The 22,883-nt window shown below is 71.9% G+C and carries 15 protein-coding genes, 1 pseudogene and 2 CRISPR repeat arrays; of the genes and pseudogenes, 7 read left to right on the top strand and 9 right to left on the bottom strand.

Features of this window, described 5'->3' with window-relative positions:
- Positions 1 to 94 precede the first annotated feature (94 nt).
- Positions 95 to 1,789 carry a threonine/serine exporter family protein gene (locus HCN52_RS05590; protein WP_209314196.1) on the bottom strand — a complete coding sequence of 565 codons (1,695 nt, stop codon included), beginning with the start codon at positions 1,787 to 1,789 and terminating at the stop codon, positions 95 to 97.
- Positions 1,790 to 2,580: 791 nt separating this feature from the next.
- Here HCN52_RS05590 and HCN52_RS05585 point away from each other — a divergent pair.
- A pseudogene (locus tag HCN52_RS05585) lies at positions 2,581 to 3,369 on the top strand (DUF368 domain-containing protein); the annotation flags it as partial.
- 315 nt (positions 3,370 to 3,684) lie between these two features.
- Here the strand turns inward: HCN52_RS05585 and HCN52_RS05580 are convergent.
- On the bottom strand, positions 3,685 to 4,257 hold the full coding sequence (locus HCN52_RS05580; protein WP_168087247.1) for a DinB family protein: 573 nt from the start codon (positions 4,255 to 4,257) through the stop codon (positions 3,685 to 3,687).
- A gap of 176 nt (positions 4,258 to 4,433) precedes the next feature.
- Complete coding sequence (locus HCN52_RS05575; RefSeq protein ID WP_168087241.1) at positions 4,434 to 5,204, bottom strand: MerR family transcriptional regulator; 771 nt, start codon at positions 5,202 to 5,204, stop codon at positions 4,434 to 4,436.
- Positions 5,205 to 5,467: 263 nt separating this feature from the next.
- Between HCN52_RS05575 and HCN52_RS05570 the strand changes: the two genes are divergently transcribed.
- Both HCN52_RS05570 and HCN52_RS05565 read left to right on the top strand, forming a co-directional pair.
- Positions 5,468 to 6,808, top strand: coding sequence for a TrkH family potassium uptake protein (locus tag HCN52_RS05570; protein WP_312876558.1), 1,341 nt, complete (start codon positions 5,468 to 5,470; stop codon positions 6,806 to 6,808).
- Positions 6,801 to 7,490, top strand: coding sequence for a potassium channel family protein (locus tag HCN52_RS05565; RefSeq protein ID WP_209314195.1), 690 nt, complete (start codon positions 6,801 to 6,803; stop codon positions 7,488 to 7,490). Before HCN52_RS05570 ends, HCN52_RS05565 begins: the two co-directional genes overlap by 8 nt.
- A 70-nt stretch (positions 7,491 to 7,560) precedes the next feature.
- Here HCN52_RS05565 and HCN52_RS05560 read toward each other — a convergent pair whose 3' ends face one another.
- Positions 7,561 to 8,598 (bottom strand): LysR family transcriptional regulator, encoded by a 1,038-nt coding sequence (locus tag HCN52_RS05560; RefSeq protein ID WP_168087240.1) that lies wholly within the window; start codon positions 8,596 to 8,598, stop codon positions 7,561 to 7,563.
- 109 nt (positions 8,599 to 8,707) lie between these two features.
- Between HCN52_RS05560 and HCN52_RS05555 the strand changes: the two genes are divergently transcribed.
- The 4 genes from HCN52_RS05555 (at position 8,708) to HCN52_RS05540 (ending at position 17,394) form a co-directional block, all read left to right on the top strand.
- Positions 8,708 to 10,060: an aspartate aminotransferase family protein gene (locus tag HCN52_RS05555; RefSeq protein ID WP_168087239.1), complete on the top strand. Its 1,353-nt coding sequence runs from the start codon at positions 8,708 to 8,710 to the stop codon at positions 10,058 to 10,060.
- A gap of 281 nt (positions 10,061 to 10,341) precedes the next feature.
- Complete coding sequence (locus HCN52_RS05550) at positions 10,342 to 12,561, top strand: NADP-dependent isocitrate dehydrogenase (RefSeq protein WP_168087238.1); 2,220 nt, start codon at positions 10,342 to 10,344, stop codon at positions 12,559 to 12,561.
- Between the two features lie 264 nt (positions 12,562 to 12,825).
- Positions 12,826 to 14,380: direct repeats of the CRISPR family, unit length 29 nt; unit sequence GTGTTCCCCGCGCAGGCGGGGGTGGTCCG.
- 1,226 nt (positions 14,381 to 15,606) lie between these two features.
- The gene (locus HCN52_RS05545) at positions 15,607 to 16,779 is read left to right on the top strand and encodes a helix-turn-helix domain-containing protein (RefSeq protein ID WP_168087237.1); all 1,173 of its coding nucleotides are present in this window, start codon (positions 15,607 to 15,609) and stop codon (positions 16,777 to 16,779) included.
- Between the two features lie 315 nt (positions 16,780 to 17,094).
- A complete protein-coding gene (locus HCN52_RS05540) occupies positions 17,095 to 17,394 on the top strand; it encodes a hypothetical protein (protein WP_168087236.1) in 300 nt (99 codons plus the stop codon).
- A 433-nt stretch (positions 17,395 to 17,827) separates the two neighbouring features.
- Positions 17,828 to 18,466: direct repeats of the CRISPR family, unit length 29 nt; unit sequence GTGTTCCCCGCGCGAGCGGGGGTGGTCCG.
- Between the two features lie 140 nt (positions 18,467 to 18,606).
- Here the strand turns inward: HCN52_RS05540 and cas2e are convergent.
- The 5 genes from cas2e to cas7e form a co-directional block, all read right to left on the bottom strand.
- Complete coding sequence (gene cas2e, locus HCN52_RS05535) at positions 18,607 to 18,945, bottom strand: type I-E CRISPR-associated endoribonuclease Cas2e (protein ID WP_168087235.1); 339 nt, start codon at positions 18,943 to 18,945, stop codon at positions 18,607 to 18,609.
- A gap of 66 nt (positions 18,946 to 19,011) precedes the next feature.
- Entirely contained in the window at positions 19,012 to 20,058 is a 1,047-nt protein-coding gene (gene cas1e / locus HCN52_RS05530; RefSeq protein ID WP_245174888.1) for a type I-E CRISPR-associated endonuclease Cas1e, read from the bottom strand.
- 9 nt (positions 20,059 to 20,067) lie between these two features.
- On the bottom strand, positions 20,068 to 20,820 hold the full coding sequence (gene cas6e, locus HCN52_RS05525; protein ID WP_168087234.1) for a type I-E CRISPR-associated protein Cas6/Cse3/CasE: 753 nt from the start codon (positions 20,818 to 20,820) through the stop codon (positions 20,068 to 20,070).
- Positions 20,817 to 21,677, bottom strand: a complete 861-nt coding sequence (gene cas5e, locus HCN52_RS05520; RefSeq protein ID WP_312876557.1) for a type I-E CRISPR-associated protein Cas5/CasD — start codon at positions 21,675 to 21,677, stop codon at positions 20,817 to 20,819. Before cas5e ends, cas6e begins: the two co-directional genes overlap by 4 nt.
- Positions 21,674 to 22,828 carry a type I-E CRISPR-associated protein Cas7/Cse4/CasC gene (gene cas7e / locus HCN52_RS05515; RefSeq protein ID WP_168087233.1) on the bottom strand — a complete coding sequence of 385 codons (1,155 nt, stop codon included), beginning with the start codon at positions 22,826 to 22,828 and terminating at the stop codon, positions 21,674 to 21,676. The genes cas5e and cas7e overlap by 4 nt, the downstream gene beginning before the upstream one ends.
- Between the last annotated feature and the right edge of the window lie 55 nt (positions 22,829 to 22,883).

Raw genomic sequence — 22,883 nt, 5'->3', positions numbered from 1 at the left:
GCCGGGCGGAGCGGGCGGACCGGACGCCGTGCCGCCGCCGTGCCGCCGCCGCGGGCCGTCGAGGGCCGTCGAGGGCCGTCGGCCCGACGCCGCGTCAGAAGCCGCGGGTGCGCTTGGCGCCACGGCGACCGAACGGCGTCACCATGCCGGGCGTCCCGATGAACAGCCGGGCGATCTCGTTGCCGAGGTTCACCCCGATGGCGATGGCCAGCGCCAGGCTGGCCGCCCGCAGCAGTTGCTGTCCGCCGGTGGCGATGTCGCCCTGGGCGAGGCCCAGCAGACCGAAGTAGGTCGCCCCACCGGGCAGCAGCGGGCCGATCGCCGCCGTCACGTACGGCAGGGACGATGTGAGCCGGTACCGCGCCAGCAGCTGGCCGAAGAGCCCGACGAGGCCGGCCGCCACCAGGGTGGCGGCGAACGGCGAGAGGTCGGCGGTGTCCCGCATGGAGGCGACGATCAGCCAGGCGACGCCGCCGTTGAGGGTGGCGATCACCACGGTGCTCTTGTCCTGCTGGAGCATGACGCAGAACGCCAGCGCGAGCACCATGGCCGCAGCGAGCTGGACCGCGGGCCGGATCCTCGCCTCGACGGTCTCGGGGTCGAGGCTGACGCCGGAGACCTCGCCGATGTAGAGGATCGACAGCACGCCGAGCACGATGCCGGCGATGAGGAAGAAGACCTCCAGCATGCGGGCGGCGGCGGTGATGTAGTAGCCCGTCAGGCCGTCCTGCACGCTGGCGACCAGCGCTCTACCGGGGATCAGCGCGAAGAGGCCGCCGGTGATGACGGATGCGGCCTGGACGAGCCCCTGCTGCCCCGGGTGGACCGCCGCGAGCGAGACCCCTATGGCGGCGGGCGCCATGGCGGCGGCGACGAACTGGTAGAACTCCGGCAGGCCGCGGCTTGCCAGCACCCACGCCATCCGGTCGCCGAGGACGGCGCCGATCGCGGCGAGAGCGAAGACGAGGACGCCGCCGCCGACGAGGGTGGAGGCGGCCCCGGCCAGCAGCCCGGCGGCGAGCGAGAGCTGCATCTTGCTGTAGGGGTGGCGGTTGCGTCGGATGGTCGCCAGCCGGCCGTACGCCTCCTCCAGCGTGATGGTGCCGCCGTTGATGTCGTCGACCAGTCGGAAGACGGCGGCGAGCCGGTTGTAGTCGGTGCCGCGGCGGCGGACGGTGCGGCTGAGGGAGACCGGCGGGTCGACGAGCGACGGCTGGTGGGTGATGCCGATGAGGGTGAAGGTGACCGTCGCCTCGCAGCGGTCGAGGCCGTAGGCGTGGGCGATGGCGAACATCGCGGTCTCGACGTCCTCGGCGCCCTCACCGCTGGCGAGCAGCAGCTCGCCGATACGGAGCGTCAGGTCCAGGACGCGGGGCACCGGCAGCGGCGGTGTCTCCTCCTCGCCCTCCGGGGCGGCCTGCGGCTCGGGCGCGGGCCGCTCGGAGAGCGGCAGCCGCACCATGGTGCGCATCCGGTCGTGCCAGGGCAGCCCCTTCGCCAGCAGCGGGGAGCGGATGCCGTTGGCGGGGGTGGACGCCCAGTCGGCGTTGTAGCGGAACTCGCTGCGCGGCTCGGTCGGCGGAGTGGTCGTCAGCCCCTCGGGGACGATGAACCCCGAGCTCTGCTGCGCCTGCTCGGTGGGGGCCATGCCCTTGGGGAGCGAGAACTCCGAGCCCTGCTGACTCTGTTCGACGGATGGCAGCTCCAGCCCTTCGGGCACCGCGAACTCGGAGGTGTGGTGCTCCTCGTCGGGTGGCCGCAGCACGGGCATGAGCTGGGGCGTCGTCATCTCGTCGCGCTCGTCCCAGGGCGCGGGGTGGGTCGGGCCGCTGCCGGTTCCGTCGGCGGGGCGGGGCGCCTCGGACGGGCCGGTGCCGGAGGGGTCGGGCGGGCCGGCCGGGCCGGTCCGGCCCTGGGTGCCCGACTCGCCGGTGGTGGGGCGGGACGTGTCGCCGGCGGGTTCACGGGCAGGAGCAGAACCGTTACGCCCAGTCGCAGAACCGTTACGCCCGGTGTCCTCGCGGTCGGCCTCTTCCCGGTCCGCGGCGCCCGGCCGGTCGCCACCGGATCGACGGGACCGGGCGTCAGTTCGGCGTTGACGCTCGTCAGTGCGATCTGCTGAACCGTTCGTGCGCCCGTGCCGACTCCTCTCGGCACCGTCTCCGGGGGTCCTCCCGGAACTCCGGTCGTCCGATCGACGCTGTCCGTTCCTCCCGGTGTTCTCACCAGGCGGCTTCTGCTCCCCGGCCACGTGTGTCGCTGCTCCTTCGGTCCGGCTGGCGCCGGTCGCGGTGGTCCGGCCCGTCGGGCATGGCGCCGACGTCCCGGGGCGACCGCAGTCCGTCCGCGGCACTCCTCCCCGCCTGGCGGTCGCGGCCGGCGTCGACTGTGCGCGAGCCGCGGCGCTCCGCCCCCGCGAGGTACCGCGTCCGGGGCCGCGACCACCTCGGACGCGAACTCCCAAACACCCGATGAGGGCCCATTCTCGTGAAGCATAGGATGAGCGGAGCCGCGGTGCCCGGGGGCCACCCCGGGGGCGGCCACATCCCCGGTTACCTCATCTACCGCTGAGTGGAGACCATGGCCATGACCTCGGAGGCCCCCTCGGAGGCCACGACCCCGGAGAAGACCCCCGGCAGCCGCGTGTTCAACGGCTTCCGGGGCTCCCTGATCGGTGTGGCCGAGGCGCTGCCCGGTATCAGTGGCGGCACGGTCGCTCTCATCGTGGGCGTGTTCGAGCGCCTCATCGGCGCGGCCAGCCAGTTGGCCACCGCGGTCCGGGCGCTGGTGACCGGCCAGGGGTGGCGCCGCACCGTGGCGGAGGTCAAGCAGGTCGACTGGGGGCTCCTCCTCCCGCTGATGTTCGGCATGGTCGTCGGGCTGCTGCTGAGCGCCCGGCTGCTCGCGCCGCTGGTCACCGACCACACGCAGTACGCCTACGCCCTGTTCTTCGGCCTGGTCATGGCCTCGCTGTGGGTTCCCTACAGCGGCTCCGGGCAGCGGTGGAGCGGGGCCAACTACGGCGTCGCCCTGGTCTTCGCGGGGCTCGCCTTCTGGCTGACCTCCCTCTCGGTGGCGGGCTCCGCGGACAACCCGCTGGTGGTGCTCGGCTCCGGTGCCATCGCTGTGACGGCGCTGATCCTGCCCGGGCTCTCCGGCTCGTTCCTGCTGCTCGCTCTCGGCATGTACGAACCGACGATCGAGGCGCTCAACAACCGCGACGTCGTCTACATCGGCACGTTCGGCCTGGGCATGCTGATCGGCCTGGCGGTGGCGGTGAAGACGCTGCGCTGGCTGCTGGAGAAGTACCACCACATGACGCTCGTGGTCCTCACCGGCGTCATGGCGGGTGCGCTGCGCGCGCTGTGGCCCTGGCAGGGCCCGGAGGACGACCGGTCGCTGCACGCCCCGACCACCGACGTGCCGCAGACCGTCGGCCTGATGGTCCTCGGCTTCGTGATCGTGGCCGTGGTGCTGTTCGTCGCGCACCGCAGGGAGAACCCGGCCCGCGGCCGCGGCCGCCACGCATGTGCGAGGCGCTGCGGTGCGGACGCGGCGCCGGTCAAGCACGAGGGTTCCGGTCGGGCGGGTGTGCTTCCGGTCGCGGTGCGTGCGGTGCCGGTGCGTGCGGCGAGCCGGGCGCTGCCGGTGCGCGGCGGCGCCCGAGGGCGGGCGCCGGCGCGGTCACTGGTCCAGCATCGACCAGTCGGGCTCCGGGGCGGCTCCCGTCTCGAAGACCAGCTGGAACGCGCCCTTGCCGTCCACCGCCTCGCGGATGATGTCCGCGTGCCCGGCGTGGCGGGCCGCCTCCTCGATGAGGTGCAGCAGCCCCCAGCGCCAGGAGCGCGTCCCGCCCGGGTCCCAGGGGGCCGACGGCTGGTCGAACGTGTCGTCCAGCGACGGCAGCGCCCGCACGATCTCCTCGGTGCGGCGTGCCACCTCGTCGGAGAGGACCAGCACGCCGGGAACGGTCTCGTCGGGGCCGAGGGCGAAGCTGTCCTCCCAGCGGCGGCGGGTGGCCGGGTCCCGGGGGTCGGCCGGGTGGCCGCTCATCGTCGTGATCCAGTCCTGCTCGCCGACGGTCACGTGCTTCAGCAGGCCGGCGACCGAGAGGACGCTCGGCGTCGGGGTGCTGGTGGCCTGCTCGTGGGTCAGGCCGTAGACCGCTCTGCGCAGCCCGCCGCGCTGCGCGTCGAGGTAGGAGAGCAGGGCGCCGCGCTCGTCGCCGCGGGCCTCGGGTCGCACCACGGTGGGCATGAGGGTCACCTCGTCCGCTCGCTGGGGCGGCGGGCGTCGCCGGCGCCCGCCCGGCTCCTTCGAGCGTAGGCCGGAAGCCGGCCGCCCGCGCCTTCGGCGAAGGCGCGGGCGGCAGCGGCGGTGGGGGTGAGTGGGCGGGGGCGGGGTCCGGACGGTGCGACCCCGCCCCTCGCCGCTCAGGCCGCGTGGCGGGCGGCGTTGGCGACGATGGCGTCGCGCAGGTAGCGGGCCAGGCCGGGAGCGACGGCGTCGTAGGTGGCGGTGAACCGCTCGTCCGAGACGTACATCTCCCCCAGGCAGGCGTGCAGCTCGTGCCCGCACTCGTAGAAGCTGCCGCAGATCTGCTGCCGGTGCTCCTCCGCCAGCGCCATGGCCTGCGGGGAGTCGGCGGGCACGCCGTCGGCGAGCGCGGCGGCGATCCGCTGGTTGAGCGCGTCGGTCTCCGCCTTGATCCGGGCCCAGTCCTCCTTGGTGTAGGAGCCGGTGCGCCGCTGGGACTCCTCCCAGGCGGCGGTGTCGCCCCAGCGCTGCTCGGCCTCGGTCTCGTACTCCTCGGAGTAGGACTCCCCGAAGACCTCGAACTTCTCCTCCGGCGTGAGCTGGATTCCCATCTTCTTCGCCTCCATGGCGTGCTCCACTGCGGCGGCCATGCGTTGCAGCCGCTCGATCCGGTCCGTCAGCAGCCGGTGCCGTCGCCGCAGCTCGGCGACGGGGTCGATCCCGGGGTCGTCCAGCAGCGGTGCGATCTCCTCCAGCGGGAAGCCCAGCTCCCGGTAGAAGAGGATCTGCTGGAGGCGGTCGAGGTCGGTGTCGTCGTAGCGCCGGTGGCCGGCCCGCGACCGCCCACCGGGGCGCAGCAGCCCGATCTCGTCGTAGTGGTGCAGGGTGCGCACCGTGACGCCCGCCAGTTCCGCGACGCGTCCCACGGGGAGTCCTCGCTCCGTCATCGCCCCTCCTCCTCCCGTGCCCCGGGCACCGGTGTTCCGTACCGCCGGCGCGCTCGGGGCGCCGGCTCGCACCACGGTGCCCCCTCACGCCGCGTGAGGTGCAACCACGGGCGGGCCGGCAGCCGGCGGTGACCTCGCGGAGACGTGCGGTGACCCCGGTCGGAAGGGGTGGGCCCGCCGCTACCTCGATCTTCGACGGCGCGCTATCGTCCTCCGGTGCCATCGACCAGAAATCGGTCATTCCCACCGTACGGACGCCTGCCGTGAGCCGCCCACGCGGTCGGCGGCGGCATCCGGCGCAGCTGGTGATCGCGGGATTCGCCGCGGTCCTCGCGCTGGGGACCTTCCTGCTCTCGCTGCCCGCCGCGTCGATCGACGCCGAGGGAGCAAGCGTGGTGGACGCGCTGTTCACGGCGACCTCGGCGCTGTGCCTGACCGGGCTGGTCGTGGTGGACACCGCCACCGACTGGTCGGGGTTCGGGCACGGCGTCATCCTGGTCCTGATCCAGCTCGGCGGCATCGGCATCCTGACCTTCGCGACGCTGCTGGTCATGATGGTCTCCCACCGCATAGGGCTGCGGACCCGGCTGACCACGGCGGCCGAGACGAAGACGCTGGGGCTGGGGGACGTCCGCGGGGTGGTGCGCGGTGTGGTGCTGCTGAGCCTCTCGATCGAGGCGCTGACGGCGGCGGTGCTCGTTCCGCGGCTGGCCGTGGCGTACGACACGGAGTGGTCGCGGGCGCTGTGGCTGGGGATCTTCCATTCGGTCTCGGCCTTCAACAACGCCGGCTTCGCGCTCTGGTCCGACAGCCTGACGCAGTTCGTCGGGGACCCCTGGATCTGCCTCCCGATAGCCGTGGCGTCGATCCTCGGCGGGCTCGGTTTCCCGGTGCTGTTCGAGATCGGGCGGCGCTACACCAAGCCCGGCGGGTGGACCATGCACACCAAGATCGTGCTCTGGGCGAGCGGTGCCTTCCTGCTGGGCGGCGCGGTCTTCGTGACGGCGCTGGAGTGGGGGAACGCGGCGACCCTGGGGCCGCTGCCGATCCAGGAGAAGGTGCTCGCCGGTTTCTTCCAAGGGACGATGCCCCGGTCCGCGGGGTTCAACAGCATCGACATCAGCGCGATGAACTCCGCCACCTGGCTCGGCATGGACGTGCTGATGTTCGTCGGCGGGGCGAGCGCGGGCACGGCCGGCGGGATCAAGATCACCACCTTCGCGGTGCTGCTGTTCGTGATCTACGCGGAGGTCCGCGGCGAGTCGTCCGTCAACATCTTCGGCCGGCGCCTCCACGGTGACGTCCAGCGCCAGGCGCTCACCGTCGTGCTGCTGTCGGTGGCGGGGGTGGTGGGCTCGACCGTGGTCTTCATGGTCTCGACGACCTTCACCCTCGACCAGGCGCTGTTCGAGGTCATATCCGCCTTCTGCACCGTGGGGCTCTCGACGGGAATCACGGCGGAGCTGAGCGACCCGCACAAGGTCCTCCTCTCGCTGCTGATGTTCGTCGGGCGGCTCGGCCCGGTGACCATCGCCTCCGCGCTGGCGCTCCGCCGGCGCGTCCGTCTGTACGAACTTCCCGAGGAGCGACCCCTCATTGGCTAGGAAACGCAGCAGCAAGTCGCGGCGCATCGCCGCCAACGACTCGGTCGTCGTGATCGGTCTCGGACGGTTCGGCCGGTCCCTCGCCACCGAGCTGGTCGAGGAGAACACCGAGGTGCTCGGCATCGACCTGGACGCCGACACCGTCCAGTCGATGTCCGGGGTGCTGACGCACGTCGTACGGGCGGACTCCACCAAGGAGGAGGTGCTGCGGCAGCTGGCCGTGCACGAGTTCACGCGGGCCGTGGTCTCCATCGGCACCAACCTGGAGGCGAGCATCCTGACCGCCTCGCTCCTGGTCTCCTTCGGCATCCCCGACGTGTGGGGGAAGGCGACCAGCGAGGCCCACGGGCGCATCCTCTCCCAGCTCGGCGTGCACCACGTGGTCTACCCGGAGCACGACATGGGGCAGCGGGTGGCCCACCTCGTACGGGGGCGGATGCTGGACTACATCGAGTTCGAGGACGACTTCGCGCTCGTCAAGACCCGCACCCCCAGCGAGATGGCCGATCGGACGCTCGCGGAGAGCGCGATCCGCACCCGGTTCGGCCTCACCGTCGTCGCCGTGAAGCGGCCGGGCGAGGGGTTCACCTACGCCACCGCGGACACCGTGCTGCGCCCCGACGACACGGTGATCGTGGCGGGGCGGACCGAGCAGACGGAGCGCTTCAGCGAGTTGCACTGAGCCGGGCGCTGCCGTGGGCGGGCGGGCGCTGCCGTACCGGCGCGGCTCGCCCCGGTGGCTCCGGGGTGGCTCACGTCGGTGGCTCGTCCCGGACGTCCTCGGCGTCCGGTGTGTCAGGTGCGTCCGGTGCCGCCGGTGCCGCCGGTGCGTCCTGCGCCGCCGGGGCGACCGTTGCGGGCGGTGTCGGCGGAAGGCCGGTGCCGGTGCCGGTACCGGCACCCGCGCCGGGGCCGGTGCGCAGGGCGTCGAGGACGGCACGGACGGCGGCGCGGGGCGGGGAGCCGCAGCGGACGGCGGCGGTGATGGTGCGGGTGACGGGCGTCGCCAGCTCGCGGGTGGCGACCCGGTAGCGCGGGTCGACGGCCAGCGCCGGGAGCAGCGCGACGGACAGCCCGGCCTCGACGTGCTGCAACGCCATCATGTAGTTGCCGAACCGGCAGGCCACCCGGGGTTCGAACCGGGCCTGGCGGCAGAGGCGCAGCGCGAGGTTGGCCATGTAGGTCTGCGGCATGTCGAACGACCAGGCGTGGTCGGCGTAGGCGGCGAGGTCGGCGCCGCCCCGCCCGGCGGCCGGGTCGTCCGGCGGCACCACCAGCAGGACGGGTTCGGTGGCGAGCGGGACGAGGTCGAGGTCGTCCCCGAGCGGCTGTTCGTCGAAGTCGGTGGTGGTGATGACGATGTCCGCCTCGCCGACGCGCAGCGCGGGGACGCTCTCGTGCGGCTCCAACTGCACCAGTTGGATGTCGAGTTGCGGATGGGCGGCGGCGAGGCGGGTCACCGCCGGGACGGCCATGGTGTGCAGGGCGCTCTGGAACGCGCCGAGGACCACCGGCCCGGCGGGCTCCTCGCCGAAGCCGCGCAGCTCCGCCTCGACGTCGGCCATGTGGTCGAGCAGGGCGCGGGCGCGGCGGGCGAGGATCAGCCCGGCCGAGGTCAGCCGCACGCGCCGCCCGGTGCGCTCCAGCAGCTGGGTGCGGGTCTCGCTCTCCAGGACCGCCAGCTGCTGGGAGACGCTCGACGGGCTCATGTTGGCGGCGTGGGCGACCGCCCGGACGGTGCCGAGGGTGTCGAGCTGGCTGAGCAGCCGCAGCCGCCACGGGTTCATCATCGCCCCATTGTGGCCGCCTGCGCGGGGCTGCGCTGTTCGGCCGTACCGAACAGCAGCGGCCGAAATGTGTGATGGACGCGTTCTCAGGGGCGGCTCTACCGTCGGGAGCATGACGACCGCGAAGCCTGCCGCCGCCCCGTCCGCCGAGACGTCCGCCGTCCCGTCCGCCGCCACGTCCGAAGCCTTCTGGAACGACGCCGACCGGCACCTTGTCCGCTACGGCTCCGCCTTCACGCGGGAGATCATCGAGAGCGCCGAGGGGAGCTTCGTCACCACCGCCGAGGGCCGCCGCATCCTCGACTTCACCTCGGGCCAGATGAGCGCGATCCTCGGTCACTCGCACCCCCGCATCGTGGAAACGGTGCAGCGCCAGGTCGCCTCGCTGGACCACCTGTACAGCGGGATGCTCAGCCGCCCGGTGGTCGACCTCGCCCGACGGCTCGCGGGAACGCTGCCGGACCCGCTGGAGAAGGCGCTGCTGCTGACGACGGGCGCCGAGTCCAACGAGGCGGCGGTGCGGATGGCGAAGCTGGTCACCGGCAAGCACGAGATCGTGTCGTTCGCCCGCTCCTGGCACGGCATGACGCAGGCGGCGGCCTCCGCGACGTACAGCGCGGGCCGGAAGGGCTACGGTCCGGGCGCCCCCGGCAACTTCGCGATCCCGGCGCCCAACCCGTACCGCCCCGACTTCACCCACGCGGACGGTTCGCTGGACTGGCGCCGCCAGTTGGACTTCGGCTTCGACCTGATCGACGCCCAGTCGACCGGCAGCCTCGCCGCCTGCCTGGTGGAGCCGATCCTCAGCTCCGGCGGCATCATCGAGCCGCCGCCCGGCTACTTCGCGGCGCTGCGCGACAAGTGCCGTGAGCGGGGCATGCTGTTGATCCTGGACGAGGCACAGACCGGGCTCTGCCGCACCGGCACCTGGTACGCCTTCGAGCGGGACGGGGTCGTCCCCGACATCCTCACCCTCTCCAAGACGCTCGGCGCCGGCCTGCCGCTGGCGGCCGTCATCACCAGCGCGGAGATCGAGGAGCGTGCGTACGAGCGGGACTTCCTCTTCTTCACCACGCACGTCGCCGACCCGCTGGTGGCGGCGGTCGGCAACACCGTGCTGGACGTGCTGACCGAGGAGCGGCTCGACGAACGCGCCCGGACACTCGGGGAGTTCCTGCGCAAGGGGCTGACGGAGATCGCGGAGCGGCACCCGGTGGTCGGGGACGTGCGCGGCCGGGGGCTGCTGGTCGGCCTGGAGCTGGTCAGCGACCGCGAGACCAAGCAGGGCTCGGACGAGCTGGGGGCGCGGGTCACCGAGCGGTGCCTGGCGCTGGGGCTGCACATGAACATCGTCCAGCTGCCCGGCATGGGCGGGGTGCTCCGTATCGCGCCGCCGCTGACGGCGACGGAGGAGGAGCTGGCGCTGGGGCTCTCCATCCTGGACGAGGCCATCGCCGGCGGCTGAGCATCCGGGCGGGGGCGGGTGGGAACGGGTGGGACGAGCGCGGCGCGGGGGCGGCGCGGGGGCGGTGAGCAGTGCGGCGGGCAGTCCGGTCGAACGGGGGCGGACCGCCCGCCGCGCACGCCCTCGGACAGCACGCCGCGCACCCTGCCGGACACCCCGCCGCGCACGTCCGGTCACTGACGGCGAGATCCGCCCCCGCCCGGCAGGGGCACCTTCGCGCACGGGCCCGCTCCGAGATATCTTGACGTCAAGCAATGTTGCAGACGTGGAGCGGAGTAGCGGTGACTGACTCGACCATCATCTACACCCATACCGACGAGGCACCCGCCCTGGCGACGTACTCGTTCCTGCCGATCGTCCGCGCCTACGCGGCGACGGCCGGGGTCGGCGTCGACCGTCGGGACATCTCGCTGGCCGGCCGGATCATCGCCCACTTCCCCGAGCGTCTGGCCGAGGGCCAGCGGATCGAGGACGCCCTCGCCGAGCTGGGCGAGCTGGCCAAGACCCCCGGCGCCAACATCATCAAGCTGCCGAACATCTCGGCCTCCATCCCGCAGCTCAAGGCCGCCGTCGCCGAGCTCCAGGCGCAGGGCTACGACCTGCCGGACTTCCCCGACGAGCCGAAGACCGACGAGGAGCGCGACATCCGCGCCCGCTACGGCAAGGTACTCGGCTCGGCCGTGAACCCGGTGCTGCGCGAGGGCAACTCCGACCGCCGCGCCCCCGCCTCGGTCAAGAACTACGCCAAGGCCCACCCGCACCGCATGGGCAAGTGGAGCTCCGACTCCAAGACCAACGTCGCGCACATGACCGGTGACGACTTCCGCTCCACCGAGAAGTCCGCGGTCATCGAGAACGCCGGCGAGCTCCGCATCGAGCTGCACGGCGACGACGGCTCCACCACCGTGCTGCGCGAGTCGGTGCCGGTCCAGGCCGGCGAGGTCGTCGACTCCGCCGTCATGCGCGTCGCCGTCCTGCGCGAGTTCCTCGCCGCGCAGGTCGCCCGCGCCAAGGCCGAGGGCGTGCTGTTCTCCGTGCACCTCAAGGCCACCATGATGAAGGTCTCCGACCCGATCATCTTCGGCCACGTGGTCCGCGCCTTCTTCCCGAAAACGTTCGCCGCCCACGGCGAGACCCTCGCCGCCGCCGGCCTCACCCCCAACGACGGCCTGGGCGGCATCCTCAAGGGTGTCGAGTCCCTGCCGAACGGCGCCGAGATCAAGGCGTCCTTCGACGCCGAGCTCGCGGACGGCCCGGAGCTGGCCATGGTCGACTCCGACCGCGGCATCACCAACCTGCACGTCCCCAGCGACGTCATCGTCGACGCCTCCATGCCGGCGATGATCCGCACCTCCGGCCACATGTGGGGCCCGGACGGCGGCGAGGCCGACACCCTGGCCGTGCTGCCCGACAGCAGCTACGCCGGTGTGTACCAGGCCGTCATCGAGGACTGCCGCGCCAACGGCGCCTTCGACCCGGCGACCATGGGCACCGTGCCGAACGTCGGCCTCATGGCGCAGAAGGCCGAGGAGTACGGCAGCCACGACAAGACCTTCGAGATCCCCACCACCGGCACCGTCCGCGTCACCGACGCCGACGGCAACGCCGTGCTGGAGCACGCGGTCAGCGAGGGCGACATCTGGCGCATGTGCCAGACCAAGGACGCCCCGATCCGCGACTGGGTGAAGCTGGCCGTGACCCGCGCCCGCGCCACCGGCGACCCGGCCGTCTTCTGGCTGGACGAGACCCGCGCCCACGACGCCAACCTGATCGCCAAGGTCACCACGTACCTGGCCGACCACGACACCGACGGTCTCACCATCGAGATCAAGGCGCCGGTCGACGCCACCGCGTACTCCCTGGACCGCATCCGCCGCGGCGAGAACACCATCTCCGTCACCGGCAACGTGCTGCGCGACTACCTGACCGACCTGTTCCCGATCCTGGAGCTGGGCACCAGCGCCAAGATGCTGTCGGTCGTGCCGCTCATGAACGGCGGTGGCCTCTTCGAGACCGGCGCCGGCGGCTCCGCCCCGAAGCACGTGCAGCAGCTGACCAAGGAGAACTACCTCCGCTGGGACAGCCTCGGCGAGTTCCTGGCGCTGGCCGTCAGCTTCGAGCACCTCGCGCAGACCACCGACAACGCCCGCGCGCAGGTCCTGGCCGACACCCTCGACCGGGCGACCGCGACCTTCCTCAACGAGGACAAGTCGCCGAGCCGTCGCATCGGTGGCATCGACAACCGCGGCAGCCACTTCTACCTGGCGCTCTACTGGGCGCAGGAGCTGGCGAAGCAGACCGAGGACGGCGCCCTGGCGACCGCCTTCGGTCCGCTCGCCGAGACCCTGTCGCAGCAGGAGGAGACCATCGTGGCCGAACTGGCCGCGGTGCAGGGCCACGCCGCGGACATCGGCGGCTACTACCAGCCCGACTTCGACAAGGCCACCGCCGTGATGCGCCCGTCGAAGACCTTCAACGACGCGCTGGCCACCCTCGGCTGACGCGGGTGGGGGTGGCGGAGCGGGGGCTTGCTCTCCGGCCCCACCACCCCGCACCCCGCACCACCGCTCCACCGCCGACGGCGGGGGAGGCACCCCGCCAGGGACCGCCTCCCCCGCCGTCGGCGCGTGCGGGCGGGGCGCGTGCGGCGCGCTGCCGAAGGCAGCGGACCCGGGCGCACCGACTCTGACAAAATGCCGCCATGACCTCCGCGACCGCAGGCAAAGGATTTGCAAAGCCCCTCTAACACCCCAGGTCGCGAAGGGGTGTTCCCCGCGCAGGCGGGGGTGGTCTCCAGCATCTCCTGGTACGCCGCGTACGACTGGGGTGTTCCCCGCGCAGGCGGGGGTGGTCCGCAGCCGGTCGCGGCGTGACGGTCACCCGATGAGGTGTTCCCCGCGCAGGCGGGGGTGGTCCGTTGATTGCTGACATTCCCCGCGGCATGGTCGAGTGTTCCCCGCGCAGGCGGGGGTGGTCCGGTGCGCCTTGTAGGCGCGGCGCCAGAGGTTGGGTGTTCCCCGCGCAGGCGGGGGTGGTCCGGAGGTGACCACGCGCAAGCCGGTCGACCCGAAGTGTTCCCCGCGCAGGCGGGGGTGGTCCGTCCACGGCCGTGAGCTGGATGGCCCATCCGGCGTGTTCCCCGCGCAGGCGGGGGTGGTCCGGCTCACCCTGGACGAAGCGGCAGCGGCGATGAGTGTTCCCCGCGCAGGCGGGGGTGGTCCGATGACCCACCACTCAACGCCCCTGCCAACCGGGTGTTCCCCGCGCAGGCGGGGGTGGTCCGTCGCCGTACTCGCGCGGCAGCGCACCGAGCGAGTGTTCCCCGCGCAGGCGGGGGTGGTCCGATCCAGCTGCGGGCGGTGATGGTCGTGCGGGTGTGTTCCCCGCGCAGGCGGGGGTGGTCCGCCCTCGCGGGCGTCGTCGACCGCCTGGACCAGGTGTTCCCCGCGCAGGCGGGGGTGGTCCGATCGTCACCTCGGCACGCTCGTCGTCGCCGGAGTGTTCCCCGCGCAGGCGGGGGTGGTCCGAACTCCCGCGTAGGTCGCCCCGATCCAGCAGAGTGTTCCCCGCGCAGGCGGGGGTGGTCCGATCCGTCACACGCGCGCGCAGGAGATCAGCCGGTGTTCCCCGCGCAGGCGGGGGTGGTCCGTACGTGCCCTGCGGAGGCGGGCCGACCGCCGCGTGTTCCCCGCGCAGGCGGGGGTGGTCCGAACAGGGCGCTGCCGAGGCCGCCCGCGATCACGTGTTCCCCGCGCAGGCGGGGGTGGTCCGACTTACGAGTGATTACGCTCATTTTCTCCCCCGTGTTCCCCGCGCAGGCGGGGGTGGTCCGTGGGGGGCGTCAACCGCGCCGGAGTGCGGCGCGTGTTCCCCGCGCAGGCGGGGGTGGTCCGCGCGAGCGGGTCCGGCAGTACGGCAACGCCGTGTGTTCCCCGCGCAGGCGGGGGTGGTCCGATGGCCGCGTCCCTGTGCAGCAACCTGGAACTGTGTTCCCCGCGCAGGCGGGGGTGGTCCGCGGACGTGCCGCGAGTACATCGTGACGGCCGCGTGTTCCCCGCGCAGGCGGGGGTGGTCCGCCGTCGTCCCTTCCTGGGTGCCGTTGAGGTATGTGTTCCCCGCGCAGGCGGGGGTGGTCCGGCCTTCTCCGCCAGCTCCGGGCGGGAGCAGGAGTGTTCCCCGCGCAGGCGGGGGTGGTCCGTGGTCTGCAGGGTCACGGCCAGGGTGGTGCGGGTGTTCCCCGCGCAGGCGGGGGTGGTCCGGCGAACACGCGGGTCCTGAAGTCCGAGGTCCGGTGTTCCCCGCGCAGGCGGGGGTGGTCCGCTGATGTGGGGCCAGCTGCTCGCCCGGCTCGCGTGTTCCCCGCGCACACGGGGGTGGCAATGGTGTCAGGCGCAACCCGCCAGGTTTAGTGTGGTGCTGTCCGCCGCGCGAGGCGGACGGCCGTGGGCCTGTGACCAGACGCACGACGAAGTCGTATTCCCCGCGCGAGCGGGGGTGGTCCGTTGAGCAGGGTGACAGTGCAACAGCCGTGAGTATGCTCCCCGCGCAAGCGGGGGACGGCTCCCTCCTGCGGCTGCGACACCGTGGCGGCCTGGGCGTGAGAGTGCACAGCACAGGCCGCCACAGCCTCCTCACTGCCTGGGCTGGCCCGACCTTCTACCGACCCCGCTGGGCCTTCCCGTGTGCCCAAGAGGACTGAGTCCTGCGCCCGTGCCACCTCACTGCTAGATACGCCTGCCTCAGGGAGTCGCCATGCAGAGCCGCAGACTGCACCCCACTGGCCCCCTCCGTCAGAAGAGGCGAATTCGGCCCCAACTCGACCGAATCTCCCAGAAATAACATTGACCACTAACGAACACGGAATCGCTCACCGACTTCACTCACCGGGCGAGGAAGTGTGCAGGTGGAGCCGTGCGTGACGACTCCCGCCGAAACGGAGCCACCCCGTCCAGCCACCGCAGGCCTGCAACAGCGTTGCGGCTAGCTCAAGTTGAGGAGGGTAGGAGGTGCTACTGTCTTGACTCGAGCAGCCGCTCACACCCAACACCCATTAGGAGATGTAATGCACACCGACCATGTACGCCCGTCGGTGTGGTCTCGAATGGTGGCACCAAGTCAGGTATTGGCCTACGTGCTGATCGCGGCGTACTACGCCGTACAGCTCGCATCGGGATTCTGACGGAGCCACGATGGGCCCCAACCGTTCACGGCTGAGGCCCATCGGAGATCACATACAGGACCTGCGTCGTTCTCTTCGCCGGGAGGGCGCAGGTCCCACTCATGTGCTGCGACCAACTTACCCGAGCTCATTCCACCGAGTAGCCGGCACATCTGCCGCTGACTCGTGACCCGACCACAGCGCGGCCCCGCCAAAGTCAAGTGCCGCCCGGCCAAGCAGGGCTCGCTCTCGACACAGCGGCATTGGTTGTTCCACTTGCCTTACACCACGAAGCGCGCTCACCAGTAGCCCCCTTCGCCCCACTTGAGGTAGCTGGGGAGCGGGTACCGTGCAAGGGAGAGCGACGACACCGAGCCAGGGAGCGGCTGTGCACGCTGACAACCTCGGAGACCGCATCCGCCAGGCCCGCCAGCTGGCGGGCCTCACTCAGAACGAGCTCAGCCAGGTCTCCGGCGTCTCCGTAAGCCTGGTACGCAAGCTGGAGCAGGGCACGGTGGCGGACACGCGCGCGGCGACCGCCCGGAAACTCGCGGCGGCCCTCGGCGTACCAACCACCGCGCTCATGCAGTCCGAGCAGGAGTGGAAGCCGGCCGTCGACACCGGAAACATGTGGGCACCAGCCGTGCGCGCAATCTCCGCGCCGATGCCGCCAGTCGAGGAGGCAGCGGAGGCGGCCGGCACCGCAGATGCCGTGCGGGCGGCCATCGAGCTGCAACGAGCACGCCGGTACAGCGAACTCGCCGCCGTGCTTCCGGCCGTCCTCCGCGACGTACGGCTACTAGCCGCCGACGACCCGCACGAGGGCCGTCCGCTGCTTGCAGAGATCATGCAGGCGGTCGGCAGTGCACTGGTTCAGCACCGCCAGTTCGACGCCGCCGACCGCGCGCTTGGAATCGCCATTGATCACGCTGCGGATGGCACCCAGGCCGCCGCCGCCATCAACACGCGATGCTGGCTTCTGCTGCGTCGTGGGCAACTGGCCGACGCCGAAGCGGAGGCCGTGCGCTGGGCCGATGACACCGAGCCCCGACGGCTCAGCCGCGCGACTCCGGGGCAGGTATCGGCATGGGGTTGGCTACTGCTCCGAGCCGCTGCCGCCGCCGCTCGCAACGCGAGACCCGGTGAAGCGGGGACGGCCCTACGGCTGGCTGCTGCCGCCGCTGCGGTCACGGGCCGTGAGGCACCCATGGGTCGCGACCCACTGCGACGCGCCTACGGTCCCGCAACGGTTGCCCGGAAACGGGCCGAGGACGCGGCCATCATGGGGCGACCGGATCGAGTCCTTTCCATCGCCGCGAACATCCCGTCGACCGACACCACCGACCACCGACGTCACCTTCTGGACGTCGCGCATGCCCAAGCCGAACTGAAACGCCCCGCCGACGCGATGGAGACGCTGATGGGACTGCACGCCTCTTCGCCCGAGTGGCTGGCACAGCAGCGGTACGCCGGCGATGTCCTGACCCTGGTGATCTCTCGTCGGCGAACGCTCACGGAGGACATGCGCGAACTGGCCGGAGCCCTCCAGCTCTCTCAGTGACGCTCCGGTGACCCGTTGTCACTTCTGGCTCCACGGTCGAGAAAGTGCCAATGACAGCACCGCCTAACGCGCTCCACCATGGTTACTGACAGCTTCTCAGTCAGTTCGGGGTGTGATCAGCATGGAAGCGCGCACCAGTGCGCAGCTCAACCGGAGGCAGAGCCTTACCGACGCTGCGGCGGGCGTGTATCGATCTGCTCCGTGCCACATCGGTCAGCATGCCGAGTGCCCCGACGCCCTGCCGCGGGGCGCGGAGGCCAACTCGCACCGGGACGACAGCCCGCCCGGTGTGACGTTCGAACGGTGTGTCTGCACGTGCTCGCACGCCTGAGGTCACGGCAGCGACCGGCCTGCCGCCACCTGCCTCCCGTTCTCAGTCCGGTCGTCCTGCCCGCCGACGCGGTGCACGTCGGTGACGTGGTCATCATCGGAGGCCGAGCACAGCGAGTCCTCGACGCACGGCGGACCTACACCGGCGTTCAACTCGGCGGCCGGACCTGGCGCGTCGGGGTACCGCACGGCACTCCGATGACGGTCGTCCGCGCCATAACGCTCTCGCCGCCGGTCACACCGGAGCAGCCCCGCCGCCCCTGGTGGCGGCGCCACCGCCACTGACCCCACCCGCACCCGAACCGCCGCCGCAGCCCCTCCACCTCGCCCGCCGGCTGCCCAGCCAGGGCGGCCACATTCCCGCGTCGGCCGAGGTGACCACCACCCGGCTCCCCCGCTGCCCCTCGGCCGGCGCGGCACCACCCGACCCAGGGCCCGCCCGTCACGACGACAGCGACGACCTCACGAAGTGACCGCCGGAAAGCACCCGTGCACGCCACCGGAACCCCGGGCCACGCATGTTTCCGGACTTGCGCCCTGGAGCGCACCACTGATCTGAACTCAACACGCGAGGCCCCGTTTGCGGCGAACGGCGCGCACCGCCCGCGGAGTGAAGCGCCGCGGACTGCCCAGCGCCTCTGGCAAGATGCCGGTATGACCCGATCGACCGATGGCAAAGGATTTGCAAAGCCCTCCTAACGCCCCAGGTCGCGAAGGGGTGTTCCCCGCGCGAGCGGGGGTGGTCCGCCGAGGGTGTGCATCTGGCCACCGCTGTAACCGTGTTCCCCGCGCGAGCGGGGGTGGTCCGGCCCACATTACCGATTTCCTCGGACAGACTATGTGTTCCCCGCGCGAGCGGGGGTGGTCCGCCAGGAGCACATCATCGCTGTGCAGTCTCGGTGTGTTCCCCGCGCGAGCGGGGGTGGTCCGGAGGTCCAAGGGCCGCTGATGTTCGCCAACGTGTGTTCCCCGCGCGAGCGGGGGTGGTCCGCCATCGCCTGGGCGGAAGAGAACGGCCACGGCGTGTTCCCCGCGCGAGCGGGGGTGGTCCGTGGTGCGCGCGCTGCTGCACCTGCTCACGACCGTGTTCCCCGCGCGAGCGGGGGTGGTCCGATGTGGAGGGAATGTGTAGAGCGCTATCGGGGGTGTTCCCCGCGCGAGCGGGGGTGGTCCCGCCCGGGTCTCCGCCTGGGGAGCGGTCCTGAAGTGTTCCCCGCGCGAGCGGGGGTGGTCCGGCTGATCCATGCGCATCGAGACCCGTACCACGGTGTTCCCCGCGCGAGCGGGGGTGGTCCGTCCCCGAACCGTCCCCCGGGGACACAACGCCCGTGTTCCCCGCGCGAGCGGGGGTGGTCCGACCATCGGCGTCTCGATCCTCGCTGCCGCGCTGGGTTCCCCGCGCGTGGGAATACTGCGGCCTACCGAGGCGGCCCTGTTCCTACCCGGGCTGCCGCCGCACGAGCGCGGCGGCAGCCCGGGTACGCGCGAACCGAGGTGTCAGGTGGGCTGGGTGGGGCCCGGGACCGTCACCGCAGGCAGGGCCTCCTGCTGCTGCGGGCGGAAGGCGACAAGCGTGAGCCCGTCGAGGTCTACCGGGACGCGGCGGCGTTCGCCGGCCGTGCGCAGCGCATAGCCCTGTTCGTTGGCCTCCGCGTGCACCAGGACCGCTGCACCGGCCCCGACACTCGCGCTGACCACACGCCAGAGTTCATCCCTCACCCGGGCCGACAGGGTGCCGACGTACAGACCCGGAGTGGGTTCGATCATCCAGCGGGTGAGTGCGCCGCGCACGTGGTCGGGGACCGCGGTCGTGGACAGCACCGTGATGGTCGCCAAGGTGTTCTCCCTGCTGCGTCCCGGCCCGATGTTTCTGCCGGGCCGGGACGGATGTGGTGTCGGTGGTCAGAAGGGCGTGGCGGGCGGGTCGGTGCCGTCGTCGGCCGATGGCTCGTCGCCCACGTCGCGGGCGTAGTTGACGCCGCCCGGCACCGCCCCACCCTCCGGGTCCCACAGTTCGACCAGGGGGACGCTTTCGCCTTCGGGCACCGGTTCGGCCTCCTGCGGCGCGAGTAGCCGCTGGATGTCCCCCACGATGCGGGGCAGCAACCGGTACAGCCGAAGCTCTTCCCGGAAGCTTCGGCGCGCCATGGCCTCCGGCTTCGGCGAGTCGTGCAGCGAGAACGCCAACGGGATGGTCAGCTCGGCCTTGTAGAGGTCGGCGATGTCGTAGACCATGGCGTGCTGCTTGCCCTGGTGGACGAACCCGAGGGCGGTGGAGCACCCCATGGCGACCAGCGCGGCGTGCACGATGCCGTAGAGGCACTGGTTGGCCGAGGAGAGAGCCAGATTGACCGGGTCCTGGTCGTCCCAGGCGTCGGGGTCGTAGTTGCGCGTGAACCGGCCGACGCGGTACTGGCGGGCCAGGTGCTTGTACAGGGCCTTGACGCGCTGCCCTTCGAGGCCCCGCAGCGTGTTCAGCGGGGTGCCTTCGGGGACGGGCATGTCGAACCGGTGGAGGTACATGGCTCGGGCGACGGCCAGGCGCCGTTCCGGGTCGCTCCACTGGTGTACCTGGTGTTCGAGCCAGCGCGTCGTGAGCGAGTCGGCCGCGGTGGCCGAGTAGGAGCGCACGCCGCCTGATCCGGTGCAGACCAGTGTGGTGCCGTGGCGGGCGAAAGCAGCCATCGCCGGCTGCGTGATGGAGGTGCCGGGCCCCAGGAGGACGCAGGACAGCGCGGCTGTCGGGAGGTAGACGCGCGTCGTCTCCCCGGACGCGTCCGTCGTCTCGGCGCTGACGCCGCTGTCGTCCTGGACGATGCGCACGACATCGGCGTAGAGGAACGACAGGGAGTCGCCGACCCTCGGCAGCATCGCCAGCGTCGGGGCCGCGACTCTGCGGCGTGCCTCTGCCGCGGTGTGTGCCCGCTGAGGTTTCGAAGCTTCGGTCATGGTGTTCCCTCAGACTCCCGCGCCACCCGGCGCGAGGCTGAGCAGCCCGCAGCCGTACGACTTGCCCCGACCGACGCCGTTGAGCACCGCGGCGCGCAACAGCTCGGGGTCGCGCACGAGGGCCGTCCCCTCGAACTTCGCGGGTTGGTGCGGGACGCGCACATGCTTGGTGCGCTTGCCGTCCTTCTCGGTCGCGCCCGTGGGCTGCCGGTCGGCATCGGACTCAGGGGCCTGGTGCCAGGCGGTCAGGGCCTCGGCCGGGTCGGACCGGTTGTGGAGGACCGCAAGCCCGGCGGCGTCCGCCTTCGCGGCCCACCAGCGTTCGGCGTCCTCACCGTGCAGCGGGATGACCTCCTTCCAGCGCCCCTCGGTGCTGTTGCGGCCACAGCGGCGCACGGCGTTCCCGAGGATGCGGTAGCGGACGGTCAGCCCGGGTCGGAGCGCTGCCAGCATGGCCGACATGCTCTTCACCTGGGCGCCGCTGTAGCCGGCGGGGAGCTTCGACAGGTCGGGCTCCAGCCGGCTCTGCACGAGGAGCTCGGGCGAACCCGTGCCCTCGGTCTCCACGCGGAAGAGAACGCCCGCTTCGGAGCGGGCACGCGTGCCCAGGCCGTCCGGGAGAAGGCTCATCACCCGGCGGTGCAGCGCGGCGGCGTCGCGGAGATCGCGTTGGACCGCGCGGTCGGTGGGCGACATGCGTACCCGCGTCAGCCAGGCGGTGCCGTGGTCGGTGGCGGTCGGTGGGGCCACGGTGTCGCTCATGGTGCGCTCCGGTCCTCGGTCGGCTGGAAGTGGTCCCGCAGTGCCTTGAGGTAGTCGACGCCGTAGCCGTGGCAGAGGGACGCCGGCAGGGCGACCGTGGTGGTGTGGGCGGGGCGACTGCGGTAGACGCGCTCCCGTGCGTGGAGGCGCACGGGTTGGTCGTTGACGGTGGTGAGCTGGGTACGCCCGGACGTCGTGACGGGGAACGTGTCCGGGAACCGGTCGTCCGTGGTGAACCGCACGTCGACGGTCTTCGCTGCGTCGTCCTCGGCGGATTCGCGGGCCTTCGGCCGGGCCAGGGGGAGGCGGAGCAGTTCCGCGACGGGATCTGCCAGACCGGGGCCGGGGAGGAGTTGCGGTCCGGGCGGGCAGGAGCGCCGGCCGAGGTGGAGCGGCCAGCGGGGGGCAGCAGCGGCCTGGGCGCAGAGCTCCACCAGCTCCGGGTCGTCCGGGGACGTGACCGCGACCGTGAAGACCGCGTCGGCGAGGTAGTGACGGCGGGAGACGATGGTGGTGGTGCCTGCCCCGCGTCGGGTCCCCTTCGCCGTCGGAACGGTGCGGTGCGCCGGGAAGCCGCCGCCGACGGTGTGGAAGTCGCTGAGCCGCACGCCGGCCCGGTCGTGCCGGACAGTGAAGCGCAGCGACGTGAGCCGGGTGAAGAGTTTCTGTTCGGGGGTGGGGTCGGCGGCGTCAGCGGTCGCGTCGGCCCGTCGGATGCCCAGCGCCGAGGCGAACATCCCGATGAGTCCGGACCGGGTGGGGTGCGCGATGGTGTCCCGGTCGGCGAAGGCGCTGTGCTCACCCCAGGACTGCATCGGGGTGCCGCCGAGTTGGAGGAGGAAGCCCGCGCCGCTCACGCCGCGGTGTCCTTGTCCTTCGACGTGGCTGCGGCGACGGCGCGCGTCACCAACTCGGTGAAGGAGCCGGCCCGGCCGCCGAGCCCGTCCGTCCCCGCCGTGTCGAGGCCGGCCCAGGCGCGGTGGAGCAGTCCGGAGGTACCGAGCAGCTGGGAGGCGATGGTGGCGTACTGGGCCAGGGCGTCGCGAGACGTGCTGCTCCAGCCGTCCCGGCCGGCGGTCACCGGCTTCTCGTACGCGGCGGCAAGCGAGACCGGCCGGTCCGACCGGACGGCGACGTGGACGAGATCCGGGATCGTGTGCGGGGCGGTGGAGTTCTTCTTCGCCGACGGCATGCTGGTGATGAACGAGTTCAGGAAGGCCTCGGTCAGCTCGCGGGCCGTCGCGGGGTCGTCCACGTTGGCGGCGAGGTCGCGGAGGTCGAGGGTGGCGTAGCGGTAGAAGACACCGCTGCTGTACTCGGCGGTGTTCATGTGACCGCTGCCGGCGTCCTCGGCCCACCGGTCCTCGTCGTCGACCGCGGTGAAGAAGTCGGCCTGCACCGAGGTGGTGTGGGTGGTGAAGGCGTGTGCCACCTGGACGGAACCGTCGACACCCGCGCCGGGGATCTCGGCGAGCATACGGCCGAAGAGGGCGATGGAGCCGTTGGAGGAGCGAAGCACCTTCTGCACCTCGTCCTTCGGCAGCACGCCCTTCGCCGCGGCCTTCTTCTCGGCGGCGCTCCCGCCGAGTGCCTTCTCCAGCGCCTCACGGTGTTCCTCAGCGATGTCCGCGAGGCGCTGCGCCGCAGGCTCCGGAAGGAAGATCAGCGAGGCGCTGTTCATCGGTGTCTTCTTGTCGAGACCGAGCTCGCCGGTCGAGATGATGACCTGCTCACCGGCGGTCCTTGCGAGCTCCTCGGGCCAGCCGCGGGCGACGAGGTCGTGCTGGATCTGCAGGGGGAGCCGCCGGGTGCGAACCGCCCGCTCGCCGATGGCGGCTTCCACGGCCAGCCGGGTGGGCCGCTTCCACGCCTGGCTGGAGACCCGGGTGCGGGTGGTGCCGCCGAAGGTGACGGTCTTCGGGGAGCCGAGGTCGTCGCGGTTGACGTTGCTGTAGGGCAGGCTCTGCACGATGTGCACGTCGATGAAGCGTGCGGGGGCGGTGGTCATGGGTGTGTCTCCTGTTCATGGGCGGTACTGACGTCGGCGGCGTGCGGACGGTTGC

The sequence above is a fragment of the Streptomyces bohaiensis genome (genome assembly GCF_012033785.1).
Classification (GTDB): Bacteria; Actinomycetota; Actinomycetes; order Streptomycetales; family Streptomycetaceae; genus Streptomyces; species Streptomyces bohaiensis.
The sequence above is the reverse complement of the archived record's forward strand: the minus strand, read 5'-3'. Positions and strand labels throughout refer to the sequence as shown.